This window comes from Flavivirga eckloniae (assembly GCF_002886045.1).
Classification (GTDB): Bacteria; Bacteroidota; Bacteroidia; order Flavobacteriales; family Flavobacteriaceae; genus Flavivirga; species Flavivirga eckloniae.
Map to the genome: position 1 here is coordinate 2,520,464 of NZ_CP025791.1, position 15,254 is coordinate 2,535,717.

Consider the following 15,254-nt stretch of genomic DNA (forward strand, 5'->3'; position numbering starts at 1 on the left):
TCTTTATATCTAATCGCTTTAAAAATTGAGTATCTATGATTTTAAATCTCTAAAAACATGTTTTTAGTTTTAAAATGGGTTGGTTTTTGTCTCGTCTAGACCATGATTAACCCAACTTGGACCGTTTTTAAAGAAACTTGCAGCCCAATTACAACAAGAACTAAAAAACCCACTTCTGGTTCTTGGCGATGAGTTAACTTCTACTTTACAATGATCTGGGATCTTAAACCAATCTGAAAATCCATTATACCAAAACCCATCGCAGTCATACCACCTGTTGTTAACCGGAGGCGTAGTTACGCCTCCAAAATCATCTTCATTTATAACTGCAATATTTGATAACTCACTAGAGCTTAAACCATTAAATCTTACCTCACCTCCAAAAACTGATTTTATGCATAAACTTCTCTGTAACTTCCTCCCAATTCCGCCTCTTTGCTGTATGGTATGGGTTAACTCATGAGCTAGTAGATGCTTACCTGTATCTGAATTTGGGCTGTACTTCCCCTGGTTAAAATAAATATCGTTTCCTACCGTAAAGGCTTGTGCATTAAGCTCACGACTCATTTGCACAGCTTCACTTCCTGTATGGATTTTTACATCTGAAAAATCGGATCCAAAACGGCTTTCCATAAAACCTTTAGTTCCATCATCCATAGTACTTCCACTTCCTTTGGAGCTATTTATTTGGCTTTCTATATGACTAGGGGCAAGCCCCCCACCCCCGAAAGGGACGTTAAATCAGAACTTCTTTGAATTAAAGGGGTAATATTTTCAGCCAGTGGCTTTTTTTGAATTTTCTCTTCTTGCTCGCAAGCCTCACATTTTCTTTGTATTAAAGCTCCTGTATTTATAGTTTGTTCCCTTTTCGAATTAGGGACACTCATCACCTTGTTGGCCATGTTATCTGCTTCTACTTCATACGAATCATTAGCCGACCCTATAGCTATTTTTCTTTGTATTGCAGAACTAAAGAAAGGCGCTTTTGCCTTTACTGCTTTTGGTTTTAATTCTTTACAAGCTAATGAATAATTCATTTTTACATTTAATTAGTTTTATACTGCCAATGCGGCAACTTTTTCACACCAATTAAGATCAGGTAAAGCTCCTGCATTTCTTATATCTCCTCTACTCATAATGTTGTCAGGATCTGAACTATGTGCACCTCCTTCTATATCTCCACCTGAGTATCCTGAAAAATGTCCTGTTTCATGTGCCATAGTTTCATTAGGTGCTACACTGGCATTCCAAATAACTCCATTAGCATCCGTATTCGCGCTCGCAAATATTCTTACGCCTTGCCATGTTTGACTAAGTGACGAGTTTGTAACAAGCACTTTCATTCCTCCTGCACGACCTGTGTTAATATTATTGATGTTAGAATCGCGTAATGCAGAATCTGCAGCTACATCTCCATCATAATCTCCATCTGCCGGAGCGGGTTTATTATTTCTATTCCAATCGTATGCTGTTTTAACATCTACATCGCATGCTTTTGCTCGAGCTGAGCAACAATTCCTAACCGAGGAACTTAACAACGCTATTGAAGATCGTAACTTTCTCATGGTCGCAGTACTTGCTGAAGCACTACTATCAAAACCTACATTTACCCAAAGTGTTTTACGTGGGGGATTGGCTGCTTGTTTTTGAATTAATGGAGCATTAAGCTTTTTATTCAGGCCACCGGTTTGCTGCACCGTATGTGTTAATTCATGCGCTAATAAATGTTTTCCATTATCGGAATTTGGACTATATTTCCCTTCGTTAAAATAAATATCATTGCCTACTGTAAATGCTTGTGCATTAAGTTCACGGCTCATTTGTACAGCCTGACTTCCGGTATGGATTTTTACATCTGAAAAATCAGTACCAAAACGACTTTCCATAAAGTTTTTTGTGCCATGATCCATAGTGCTCCCACTTCCTTTGGAGCTATTTATTTGACTTTCTATATGACTGGGGGCTAACCCCCCATCCCCCGAAGGGGACGTTAAATCAGAACTTCTTTGAATTAAAGGTGTTATATTTTCTGCGAGTGGCTTTTTTTGAATTTTCTCTTCTTGTTCACAAGCTGCGCATTTTCTTTGTATTAAAGCTCCTGTATATGTAGCTTGTTCCCTTTTGGGGTTAGGGGCTCTCATCACCTTGTTGGCCATGTTATCGGCTTCTACTTCATAGGCATCATTTGAAGCTCCTACACTCAACTTTTTTTGAATGGTTGGTTTAAAAAACGACGTATTTATTTTAGCTCCCTGAGTTAGGTTTTTCTTGTAAAGCGTTGCTCTTTCCATAATTTCCTTATTTTATTTTTCTTAAAGAATCTTGTACAGTTAGCAATTTGTCCATGTTATAAAGCACGGCCTTATTGGTATTGGGATCCGTTCTTAATTTGTTAATTGAGCTTCTTGCCTTCCTAATTTGAGTTTCGGTATTAACAGATTTGGGTAATTCGTTAATGCTAATCTGGGTTTTTACCATTTCCTTTACTGCTACGGCTTTAGAATTGGTAGGATCTGTTTTTATGGCTGAATCTGATAATGTTTTTGCTTTTTCTGTATCTCCTTTTACTAAATAGGCTTCACTTAATCCTGCTAATTCACCCGATTTAAGTTCGGGTTGCTCTTGCTCAATTTTATCAAGTGATTTTTCCAGCTCTTTTTTTAATACGTCATTATCTGGACATTCTGCCAAAGCTTCTGCCATAGTTTTTATGTATTCTAAGTCCTTTTCCTTACTATATTCTAATCCCAAAATTTTTGCTTTGGAAATTAATGGAAACCCCATCATTAGAAAAGCAATGATAACCAGCCACGATATTTTCATATAGGATTGATCTTTTTTAATGTGTATAAAAATCATAACCAATGAGAAAATCAGTGTAATTCCTCCTAAAATCAATAATACTATTTCTGTAATTTCCATGGGATTATAAATTTTAATCTATCCATTTTTCTAAAGAGAATACATCTAAATTAGATTTTTGGAAATTCCGAACGCGTTTATAAACCCCATCTCCGTTACGCGAACCACTTCTATTGGTATTCCCTTCAATGGTCGTAAAGGTTTCGTCTTCAACATCTATAATTATAGCTGTATGTGTCCAGTCATGCCACGATCTTCTTATCAACAAAATATCGCCTGGTTTTACCAGATTAGGTTGCTGCTCTATTTTGCTGTTTCTAATAAGGCTATCGTGTTCCAATCCTTTCATACCAACTACATCGCAACTGTAGGTTAAAGGCATGATTTTAGTAAATTTCATGTCGTGTAAGGATAGTGCTTGATCTATAATACCCTGAACAAAGCCCATACACCAGAACCATAATTCTCCTTCGTGCCCGTCCATATAACTTTTAACCCATGGCCCTGAATTATTTTCTCCTTTAATGACTAATTCCTTGGGTTGATTCTTTAAATGGTTTTCGGCCACTTTTAATATGGTTTCCCTAATAGTAGCTTGTGCCGTTACATCTTCGAACGCACTTTTTAACGGGTGAGACAATGCGCTAAAAAGGTCTTGATCTACAATACCTGTTTCATTTATATTAATAAACTTTTGAAAGTTTTTTACGCATTTTTCGGTAGCAGGTCCAAAATCACCATCAATAGCCGTCATGGTTCCTATCCCTGGAAATAATTGTTCTTGTAAACAAAGCCATGACTGAATTTTAATAACATCTGATCTTTTATTTTTGTTTCCTCTTCTTTTTTGGGTATTGGAAATAACCAATTCTTTTTTGTAAAATGTTTTTCTCATAATTTAAGTTTTTAAATTAACGCTCATTCAACCCAAGTAAGTATATTTTTACAATATTATACATTAATGTTTCCAGGTGTCATTCAGAAGTCATGCCTGCCGGCAGGGAGGAACGACTTCTGAATGACAAACTCAAACTAATACATTAATACTTCCAGTTACATATTAAATAATTTTCCATCCATGGGGTTTTTACCATTCCTATGGTCCAGGGTAATTGTTCTAATAAAATATCGTATCCTTTTTCATCTACCCACAGATTATAATCACCATCATTTACCAATTCCAGTTTGGCCTCTCGTTGTAAAAAGGTTTCTTGTAAAGCTTCAACAGAAGACTTGTTCATGGCTTTCCAGTGTTCGTTAACTGCTTCAAGTAAACTTTTACATTTTTCTTTCTCTTCTGTAGTAATCTTTAGTTTTACATTTACAACTTCCTCAACTGAAAATCCACATAAAATTTTATTGAGTACCAGATCGCTTTCTTGCATCCTTTCTTCTCCTGTTACCAAATACTGTGTAAGTAAAATGGCTTTATGTTGGTCCATTCTGTTTGTCCAATTCCCTTCGTAACTACATAAATTCAATTGGTTCAAAAGCCCTTTTATAAAAGGATGTAACAGTATTAGCCCTGCATTTTTAATGTAATGGTTGTCTCCTAAATCAACCTCCTTTTTAACCTTATTTATTAAAGCGTTGTTTTCCAGAATATCTTCTTCCAACTTTTTAAATGCACTTTTATACCCTGTGCTACCAGTGTTACTATGTGCTATTATTTTTTCGAAGAAATCTTTGGTTTGGGGTGTGCTGTATTTGTCTTCTAAAATAAACTGACAAATCAGACCTAGTTCTTCTGGTTTGATATCGAAAAATTCTTCTGAAAACTGAATAAATTCCTTAAAAAGCACATGCGTTAAAACACTTTTGCTTTCCAGATAATTTGTCCATTGCATGAACTCCAACCAAAGTTTTTTGGATGCACTATCGCTGTTAATTTTCTTTATGGTTTCTCTAACATCTTTTCTATCAACACTAACATACTTTAAAACGGCATCAAAAAGGTCTATTAATTCATTAGTAAAGTCATATAACTTTTTTGCTACGATGTCCTTAAAAAAGTCTGGTACTGAAAAAATCCAACGCATTATGGAATTCCTGTTCTTTTCAAAATTTAAAAGAAGGGCTTCAACAAACGCTTCTTTTACTTCAATTTCGTAAACAATCCGTTCTAAATCATTAGAAATAGCATTTTCAACAATGTTTCCGGTCTTTAAAAATTCGAAAAAAATATGTTCTGCATGATAACTGTTCGAAATAAATTCTGCGGGGTTTTCTACGCCCTTTTCTTCTGGATCGGGAAGTTGATTTCGTTTTAAATAATCTTCAATTTGAGTCAAACTTTTTTGTACCAATTCCTCTTTCCAATATCTCTTTGAAACAGAAGGTATTTCTATAGCTAATGCATCAATGCTTAGTGTGCTGTTTTTTACATCGTATTTATTAAACAGGACTTCTAGCTTCGGATAAAATTCTTTTTCTAACAACTCACTTAACTGACCTTGCAGTTCTTTCCCAAAATCCTGGGATGAACACTGTATATCAAATATATGTTGCTGAATAAGGTGCATATTTTATAGGTTTAAAATCTTGCAGGACAATGCAAAGTGAACGATGCAAAAATTTGGTCGCCGTTAAATAATTTGTCACCATCCTGACTGTCAATTTTTATGTTGAAATTATTAGTGTTATAGGTAAAATTAAGGCTGCCTACCCTAAAAGGTTTATTGGCTGCCAACTGCTGGTTTTCTATTTTCACTAAAAAGTCAATTTGAAATCCTAGCTTGGGAGCCATTATACTTTTTAAAGCATTGGCTATGGCAGGGGTATTATGTGCAAACGCCCAACTGTTTACATTAGTTTCTAAAACAGCTATTTTAAAGGTAACGTTAACAAATGAGTCTTTAACACCTCGTAAGGAATAGTTTAGTGTGCCGCCACGATTATCTCTTATTGCTGCCGTACTGGCAAAACTAAAGGTTGACACGCTGGAAGATTGACCATTCAATTCCTTACAATCTAAAATGTCTTTTAAAATGGTATTGGTGTCTACTGCTTTAATATTACCATTCGTGATGATTTTTTTATCAATATTTGTTACGATCTGTGCTTTTGTTTTTGCTGCCATGATTATATAGTTTAATTATTGGTTAGTATTGAAATCTGTTGCGTTAAAATCCGGGTTATTGAAATCTCCTCCAGTGCTTGCCTTCACGGTTATTGTTTGTGTATTTTCGCAAACTTCTCCCAGTTGTTTTATGGTTACTGTAAATTGTTTGTTTACTTCATTAAAATTGAACGTATGTGATATGGTGTTCTCTTTTGTTACTTCTACAGCAGAATCATCACCAAAATCGAATTCATATTCGTGAGCATCTGGTGTTATTGTGTTTCTAAACGAGAATTTGTTTGGGTCTTGTTCATCTTTTGCTGCTGTCCATTTAACCGATTTTGGACTTACAATTTCAAATTCGATGGTATTGCTTAACTCACCGTCAATCTCGTATTGTAATGTATATATTTTAGGGGCTGAAATAGAGGTATGGTTAGGCTTCAGATAGTATTTATCACTCTTTTGAACGATAGCATCTTTGGCTGTTCCTGTAAAGTTTCCTCCCGATTTTCCTTTAACTTTTACTTCGTACTCGCCTACATCGGTTTGACAATATTTTAATTCTTCCAAAGCGATCGATAGAGGCTCGTTAACTTCTATTTTAACTTCCAGATTATTTCCATCACCACAACATACATAAGGCAAATAGAAATCGGCTATTATGGTTTGTTGAAATGGGCTTTTTTCTGAACCTGTACCAACATCAAATTGTAAAAAGCCTTTCAGGTTTTCAAGAAAATATGCGTTCATTTGAACGGTATGACTTGTATCTAAGTTATACTTTGCTATTTCTAATAAATCGCTTTTGATGTTGTCTGATTCATCTTTGCACTTATTAACAGAGTCCCCTTTAGGTTTTGTTTTGGTTTGCGATTTATAATCTTCAAATTGAACGCTTTTAATTAAATCGTCTTTTACTTTGGCCTCAATAGGAATGTTGTCCTTGTACTGGAGCACAGCATTTAGTAAATTGGCATATTTTGAAGGTGGCGCAGCGGCTTTAAAAATAGATGTATCTACATATACCATTACAAATGTTCCGCCTTTGGTTACGCCTGCTTTGTGCTCTAATCCGGGGTGTTTTTGTAAAAACGTGGAGAAGAATAAATCTTTATAGGTTTGTTGCCATCTTAAATTGGCTTCTTCGTAAATAACCGTGAATGGATCTTCTAAAAACAACTCGTTAATGTCGTCCATGCGATCTATTAAATCTTCTGCAATAGTAGATAGTGTTGGGTTTTGCAATTGAATACACCATCTATGGAATAAGAATACATAGTTTAATTGTTTAAAGATATCGTAGAACGATTTGTAGTTTGGTAAAAACTCCTTTAAATCATTGGTTAACAAATTCTTTAACTGAGCTAGTATATTCTTAAAATTATCAATGTTTTGCTTCGAAATAATATTCTTTTCATCTAAAACATTTCGTCTTAAGTCCATCCACTTAATAACAAACTCGGTGATGTTATAAACACGTTTACGAGCCAGATCGTAATCGGTTTCCAAATCGTCCCATCGTCCTTGAAATTTTGAAATATCAACCTCCTTATTTAGAAAACTAACGGCGTTTAAAGCAGTTACTTTAAACGGTAGGCCGTAGCTATTTTTAATCAGATTAAGATTTTCTATAGCTTTTTTATAATTCATACCAATGTGTCCTTCTACTCGAAAGAAATTATAGGGTTCGGTATCGTATAAGAGAGGTTCTTTTACCGAAGGTATATTGGTGTAATTTGCTGTATTTGAATGATACGAAAGAATGGTATCATTTTGATTTTTGGATGTTAGCTCTGGATTCCAGTTTTTATTTAAATCTAAAATATCATCGTAATAAAACGGGATGGCTTTTTCGCTTAACGGCACCTTTCCGGAACATGAAGGCGTTATTCTTATGTTGTTCCCTTCCGGAATTTCGAACGAGGTAAGAATGAGCACTAATTTTTTAAATAAAAGGATAAGCTCTTTACGTTTGGCATCCTCTTCATGGCTTCCGTTTAATGTTTTAATAAATGGGGTTCTGTATGCCTCTTTATCGCCTGTATTTCCCCCCAGAACAACGTGGAACGGAAATAAGTCTTCATCTACGCAACACAGACTGGGGTTTAATTTCCTGAAATCTATAATTTCGTTGTAAGCATTTACAATATCGAATATCCAATCCCAAACATATTGAATGTTTACACTTGTTTTGTATTTATCTACAGTATCGTTAATGGTTCCTTTACTATTTTCAAGCACACTTAAACCGCTGCCTTGTGCTAATACATTTTTAAAATCGTCGTAAACATTAGCAATAGCACCGGTGATTTCAGTTAAAAATGAATCGTTGTATACCTTTTTAAACCCATCAAGAATGTTTGAAGCTGTAATTAAGTTTTTATAAGGCACATTATATCTTGGGAAGCTTAATTTTGAGTACGATTCTGGTAATTGATAGGGTTTAATAAATTCTGCTATGCCATCATTTATTGGAATAACTAAAGGACGAATGTTAAACTCCATGCGCTTTCCTTTGTCGTCGCAATTTGTGGTAACACAATTCTTTTGATCTATTAATGTAACTTCCAGTAATAGGATGATTAATTTATCATCAAAGAAATTATTAGGAATTGGTTTTTTACCTTCATCGGAAGTATCAGCCGGAAGCAGTTCAGCACATTTTTTTATGGGCTCGTATTTTGAAGCATATTTAAAAATGGCATCTAAATACGGCTCTTTAATATAATCTGGTTTTAAAAACTGATCTGAAATTTCATAATCGCGATATTGGGTAAATTCTTTTCCTTTCCAGTTCATTTGAAAACCGAGGGAGGTTACTGCGGTTCCACAGGCTATTTTTACAGTATTTGCAGTAGGAAAGGAAAGTTCTAACCCGCAAACGATTCCTAAGCCTATTAGATTTTTTCGTGTTATACGATCTTGTTCTTCTAAATGGCTTACAAGCAAGTTTAATTCCTTTTGACTAAGCACTTGGTCTGCTTCAAAAACTGGATAAATAGAGGTGTTATATGCTTCCATGATGTTTTTTTTATAATGTTCCTAATGATGTGTTTGCAAGAATTATAGGATTGTTTGATTCGCTTAGTTCGCAATCGTATAAATTCCCTTCTGGATATAATGTGTTGAGCTCTTTTACTGCTAAAATGAGTTCGTTTAATGATTTTCTGTATTTTGTTTCTTCTGCTTTTGTTAATGTGTTTTCGCAGAAATGTCGTCTGTAATGCCTGTAGTTTTCAAGCCATTTTTTATATGATTTTTGAAAGCCTAACATGTCGCTGGCATTTACCCAGCATATTTTTAACAAGGTATGTGCCGGTGCTTCCTGTCTGAATACCTTTTCGGCGTGCTTCCTAAAAATCAAGTTCTTGAATCGAGAAATATAACCCGGTAATACTATGGTTGCTTTAAACGAATATGGATCGTTATTAGCCTCGTCGTCGCAATCGTCGTTTAAGCACACGGTTAATAAATCTTCATCTTTAAAGGTCTTATTGTTAAAAGGTCTTAGTAAAATATGTTCCAAACAATAAAAATTCTCGTAATGGCTATTTATTATTTTTATCATTTGCACTAAAAAGTCGTATGCCTCGCTTTCCGATCCGAATTTCTTATCTAATCGGGCAATTTTATTCGTATTGTCTACTAAGTGAAGAATGAAATTTTCACCACTTTTGTTTATTTGATATAGGTTCTGATCTAAAAAATGACTCAGCGCCCATTCCCATTTCTCGGGTAAACCTACACCGGGTGCAATAATTTTAAATACATAATTTATACCTGCTGTTTGTACTGTCCACTGTGGTTGTGGGCTATCTTCTGTAACAATGTCCCGCAATGGAATGTTCCCAATTCCTAATAATTTAGCCACGCGTTTTTCATAACCTGCGCGATGGTCTGTGTTCCAAAACGGATGAAACTCTAAGGCTTTTGTAACCTCGTTTACTGTGGCATTTAAATAATTAATTCCCAAGCCTCGTTTGCTGCTTATTTCGGGATAACTATTAATGAAGTTTTGTTTGTCTTCTATTAAATCTTCATAATCGAAGGATAGCGATCCCATGCCAGATGTGCTTTGAGACAACTGATACATCATAAACACATAGTCGTTGAAACTTTCTGAAAAACGTGCCAACAAATGGTCTAAGACTCTATTTCGTCTATCGTAAAAATCGTTTTTGGTTTCGTATAGCGATACCTCATCGGCAGATTCACCGTTTAGCAAGTTTGTCTGTAATTCATCAGAGAATAATTCTTTGGAATAGAAATCTTCTCCCGTTAACGGATTGGTTTCAAGGTAGGTTGCAAAATAGGTTTGTGTAACGGATTTTGTATCGAAAAGCGCTTTGGCATTGTACAACTGACTAAAAAAGTCGGCAATGATCTGCTCGTAGAAATATAAATATCCTTTTAATTGTTTGGCTTGTGCTTTTCTTAATGGTGTATCCTTTTCCGAAATATAGTTTTTGCCTAAGCCATAGTTTCTGGGAAATTCATCTTGAATACTATAATAGTGGTTAAAATCAAAGTAATCACCATTCTCAATATCGAAATCGTTCTTGGTATTTTGCAATTTCTTTTGATTGAATTGCGATTTATACATGATTACTTTTTGCTCAACCAACATAAGTTGGGTTTCGGACAGTAAAAAAGGAATGTTTCTTTGAAATAGTAACAGCTTTGATTTTTGTGCATTAAATACTGGTTTTACTTCTCCCGAAAGTTTTAAAACCCACTTCTCGTTAGTGGCATTTGTAATGGGTTTTCCCAATTCGTTATAAGCCGTCATCATAAGGTTTCTAACCGATTTCACCCCTGGAACTTCCATTAAAACGGCAATAATATCGGATGCATAAATGGCGTTGGCTAGCTGAGCTTTTTCAATTTCTTCGTCTTTTAAAAAGCCGTGCGTTAATTTTGGTCCTAAAAAGATATCTTCGGAGTGGTATCCTTCGTCTACCATTTGCGCCAACGTATAAAATGAAATCTTTGGGTTAATGATGTTATCAATGGCAATTTGAACCTCGGTCATCACTTCCACAGCATCAGCTCCGGGTTGCAATTCGATATCGGCACAAATACCAACATCTACCTTTTCAACAATTTCTGTACATAGGTAATCTTCTGTAAAGTTTCTGTTTTGGTGTAATTGAACTGCTATCTTTGAAAATGTTTCCTGTATTTTATCTTTCTTTTTTTCGAACAGCTTAATGACGTCGCATACGTTTTGTTCCACTGAAAAATGATTCACCACAAGGTCTTGCTCTGAAACATCTTCAGTAAAAATTCTAAAGTGTAATTCATCTGAAGCATTACTGGTCCTGCTTACCTGTAAATAAACAATCTCCTGAACTTTCTTAACACTATCGATTGTAATTTTTGCTGGGGTGTTCATTTTCTTGAACAACTGTGCTTCCGGATGATTCCAATTAGTGAATTGAGGTACGATTTTAAGATTTACCCAACGGTTATTTTCCCAAAAAGCATGCTCTAATACCAAGGTATTTAAATCTCCTAAAATAGGGTCTTCGTCAAGTTCTATTTTTACTTTGTTTAAGCCCCTTAAGCGTAGTTTTTGTAATTTCTTATTGTTTTTATCTACCTTTTTAAGACTTAGCTTATCTTCAATTTTATTAATGTAAATGGATGCTTCGCTATTGTTTGGAAGCAGGTATCCGTTTGCATCGGTTGCTGTTTTTGTAGGCAATATCCAGGCGTTTGAAACGCCCTGAATATCAATGAGCAATTTTCTGTAATCTATTACTGTTAACGGTGCATTTGTAAAAATGGTTGCGGCAGAGAAAAACGTATTGTTTTCTATAACTCCATTTTTATTCGTTAACAAGTCTTTAATGTCGAAATCGGCACGATAGCCAAGCTCTGTAATAACATAGCATAGTGCATCTAAAATGGTAATACCCGGATCGTGTGTATTATAATCTGTCCAGAATTTAGAACCAAACTGCTCGATGTATTTGAATCCTTCGTCCAACAGGTATTGAAAATCCTGCGAGGGAGGTAATATTCTATCTTTTTCTATATAGTATTCTGTTGACATGATGCTTAGATTTCTGTAATTGAATGGGTTTCTGTAGGTATGAATAATGTAAAATCAGACTGTGGCGTGATTTTATTCAGGTTTTGTATCGCATTGCCTATAATCTCATTGTTTTCGTCTAGCTTGTATTGGCTGACTTTAAATTCGGTGATGTAATCCACAAAGCTCTGGTTATCGATTAATTGGATTATGGATGAAAATTCAATGTCGTTGGCGAAATTGAAATCTTCACTATCATCATAAGCCCAGGGACTTAAATAGTTGTTTATAATGTCCTTAAGCTGGTCTATATACAATCGAGTATCCATGCCCTGTACCACATGAAATTTTACATTAAACTGAATTTCTACCTTTTCTAATTTGGGTGCTTTTACATTGATTCTAACATGTGGTGATGCTTTTTTACCAAGGTGTTCTTTGATTAAAAGCATTTTGTTAAGGCTTAAAAGTGGTTTCCAACTGATGTTTTCTGATGTTGATGATTTTGCAATAGGGATGAGTGTTACATAACCTGCTGAAACATTCGATATTTTTGTATCGTATCGATAATGGTTTAAGGTTTTTAAACGATATACTTCCGGGAACTCTTCCAACACAATGCGTTCGTAATCCCAAGTAGTAATTGCCTTGTTTTTATGGCGCAATCGTTCACTGGTTCTTATGTACAAAGCATCGTCCAATTCTGCCACTCTTCCTAAAAAGGAACTGTATGGTTGTACTATTTTTTTAACACCGTTTATGGCTTTGTACGACTTGGCAATGGTTTCTTTTGGCGTGTTTTCCAGAAATTCGGTTCCTATGCCTTCAAAGTCTACTAGAACAGCTTTGAATGCCTGAACATGGATTCCCAGAAACTTACTAATGGCCTGAATATTTGATACCGATATGCGTACCCAAAATAAATCTTTGGGCAGCATGGTATTGGTACTGGCTTTAAATTCCGGAACGGATATAGCGACCAAACCTGATTGGGTTAGGGAATAGGTTTCGTCTCCTAGTTCGGTTTGCTCAAAATCTTCCCACTTGTTATTACTTAAATAGTTCCAGGCAATAGTAGCCGGTTCTAATAATGGGTTTGCGGTACCTTCTTCTAATTGAATTAAAAAGCTTAGTCCATCTTGAGGTTCTACCGTGTCGAAACCTATATAAACAAAACCTTCGTTACTATTTAAACCTGAAAAGTTGACTACGCCTTTATCTTTTTTGGTATAGCCGTATGGCTGTACTTTAAAAATTTCTATAGTGTTTTTTTCACCTGTTCTGGTGGCTAAGTTTATGGTTTCTGAAACGGTATAATTAAAAACAAATTCTTTAATTCTGGGCTTATAAGGAAGTGTTGTATTCTTTTCACTAGCGAGTATATAATCTTGCATATATTTTTCCCCTCTATATGCCGAATCGCTTAGCTCTATTCTAAATTTACCGTTGGAAACGATCTCTTCGGTAACTACTTCATCAAAATGGTACTCCTTTAATGGGTAGCTATTTGTAATGGGTTGTAGGTTATCTGAATATGCTTGCCACTTACCATCGTTTAAATGATAAATCTTTACTTTTTTGTTCAGCCAATTACTCGCTGTTAAAAAAGTTTGTTTGCCTTTGCTAACTGATTGCGATTTTTTTGATGAACTTTTTTCTGCAGTTGCTTTTTGTGCTGTTCCTTCCTTTGCTACCTTAGCTACAGTATCCATAGCTACTATTGCATCTATTACAGCATCACTTACAATAACACGATCGTCTAAAATGCTAGTTATTCCTAATGTGGCTACGGCCTGGTTTTTCATAAAAAACTCATTAGAGCTTAACATCATACCATTGCCGTTTTTTGGGAATTCACTAAAAGGGTAAAAAGGTTTTTCAACATCTATGACCCCGGAATCGGATTCTAAAACAAACGACTTAAAATTATTTACCGATACTGTTAGATTAATCTTGTTTATGGACGTAATTACATTTTTGTTTATGGGTATAATTTTTAAAACAGGAAATTCAGACTGTACTAAAAAGTCTACATGGATTTCCGAATCGAATGGGACAATCGCTTTTTCTGTAGCTGGAATAGTTAATTTAATAAAGCCCTTTATATCACTTTTTTCAGTTATTTCAATACCTTCTTCTTCTCCTGTTATATAAAAACCAAAATCACTTGCTTTGTATGTTTTTTGATTGAATTTTAAATAAATGGTTCTTTCCCCGCTTTGCATATACAATAGCGGACTTGCAATCATTATCCCTTCTTTAAACTCTTGTTTATTGTTTGTAAAGACATCAAAACTTTCTCCTGCTGCGTTTGCATCGAATAAGTCTGTTGTTTTAAAAAACTGGTCGTCTTTTCTATGATGACTTAAAAATGAATTCAGCTTTACCTGATTAACGGTTTGGTCTGCTGTTGATGCGTAGAATTTGTTCTTGCCATCGCCATTTTTACCTGCTGGAAAAATAGTATCCTTAGGAATTAAAAATGGTTTTACTTTAAATGGTTCTGCTACCAGGTGTACATAATCGGGTTGTGCCTTTCTGTTTTCGATTTTTAGAACATCCTTATAATAAAAATCTAAATGCCTTTTTGTAAACCCGTTGAACTTATCTTTGGCTACTTCGAGTAGTTTTAAAAAGGAAAGAAAAAGGGCGTAATGTGGTGTATGTTCAGAATAGTGCTCTAATTGATAATCAACCGCATTTTGCGAGAAATTTTTCCATGATAAAAGCAGTCCAAAAAGTTGTTGGGTTGTTTTTATAAACACATGGTTTTTCAACAATGACGTTATATTGGTGGATGCATTTATTTGATCGAAAATCGAAGCAAATTTGGCACTTATGGCATAGGATGATGCCAGTAAATTTTCTTTTTCAATGATGTTGTTATCTAACGTCTCTGCTCTTTCTAAAAAATCATTAAACTCGGTTTCTAATTGGTTAAAAAACTCCAGTAATAAATTCTTTTGCGCAGTGAAATCGGTGTTTATAAAAATTTCATTCTTTTTGACCTCGAACGAATTTTGAAGCAATTCAATATTCCAACTGGCTATATAAATGAGGATAGATGTGGATTCTTTTTGAAAAAAGTTAGACCAGTCTCCTTCGCTTCCATTAAATTCATTATAGAATTTTACATACTTGGAAAGTCGTTGTACAAATAAGATGAAGCTTTCTTCGTTTCTCTCGTCTAAAAGGAAAAAGTCTGTTTGTAAAGCGGGTCTTACTCTATCTTGTTGAGTGGTTCCCATGCCTTCGTGTATGGATAATGTGGAATTACAATTTTTCATTTGT

10 protein-coding genes are annotated in these 15,254 nt (G+C 34.9%); all 10 read right to left on the bottom strand.

The features are described from left to right. Window positions 1–69 precede the first annotated feature (69 nt). A complete protein-coding gene (locus C1H87_RS10245) occupies window positions 70–657 on the bottom strand; it encodes an eCIS core domain-containing protein (RefSeq protein WP_102755712.1) in 588 nt (195 codons plus the stop codon). A gap of 38 nt (window positions 658–695) precedes the next feature. Further along, window positions 696–1,037 (bottom strand): hypothetical protein, encoded by a 342-nt coding sequence (locus C1H87_RS10250; RefSeq protein ID WP_102755713.1) that lies wholly within the window; start codon window positions 1,035–1,037, stop codon window positions 696–698. Window positions 1,038–1,055: 18 nt separating this feature from the next. Beyond that, a complete protein-coding gene (locus tag C1H87_RS10255) occupies window positions 1,056–2,291 on the bottom strand; it encodes an eCIS core domain-containing protein (protein ID WP_102755714.1) in 1,236 nt (411 codons plus the stop codon). Window positions 2,292–2,298: 7 nt separating this feature from the next. Then, entirely contained in the window at window positions 2,299–2,922 is a 624-nt protein-coding gene (locus tag C1H87_RS10260; RefSeq protein WP_102755715.1) for a hypothetical protein, read from the bottom strand. 13 nt (window positions 2,923–2,935) lie between these two features. Next, the gene (locus C1H87_RS10265) at window positions 2,936–3,757 is read right to left on the bottom strand and encodes a peptidoglycan-binding protein (RefSeq protein WP_102755716.1); all 822 of its coding nucleotides are present in this window, start codon (window positions 3,755–3,757) and stop codon (window positions 2,936–2,938) included. Window positions 3,758–3,902: 145 nt separating this feature from the next. Beyond that, a complete protein-coding gene (locus tag C1H87_RS10270) occupies window positions 3,903–5,384 on the bottom strand; it encodes a contractile injection system tape measure protein (RefSeq protein WP_102755717.1) in 1,482 nt (493 codons plus the stop codon). A gap of 11 nt (window positions 5,385–5,395) precedes the next feature. After that, on the bottom strand, window positions 5,396–5,941 hold the full coding sequence (locus C1H87_RS10275) for a hypothetical protein (RefSeq protein WP_102755718.1): 546 nt from the start codon (window positions 5,939–5,941) through the stop codon (window positions 5,396–5,398). Between the two features lie 15 nt (window positions 5,942–5,956). After that, the gene (locus C1H87_RS10280) at window positions 5,957–8,947 is read right to left on the bottom strand and encodes a hypothetical protein (RefSeq protein ID WP_102755719.1); all 2,991 of its coding nucleotides are present in this window, start codon (window positions 8,945–8,947) and stop codon (window positions 5,957–5,959) included. Window positions 8,948–8,957: 10 nt separating this feature from the next. Next, a complete protein-coding gene (locus tag C1H87_RS10285; protein WP_102755720.1) occupies window positions 8,958–11,984 on the bottom strand; it encodes a hypothetical protein in 3,027 nt (1,008 codons plus the stop codon). Window positions 11,985–11,989: 5 nt separating this feature from the next. Further along, window positions 11,990–15,250 carry a baseplate J/gp47 family protein gene (locus C1H87_RS10290; RefSeq protein ID WP_102755721.1) on the bottom strand — a complete coding sequence of 1,087 codons (3,261 nt, stop codon included), beginning with the start codon at window positions 15,248–15,250 and terminating at the stop codon, window positions 11,990–11,992. Between the last annotated feature and the right edge of the window lie 4 nt (window positions 15,251–15,254).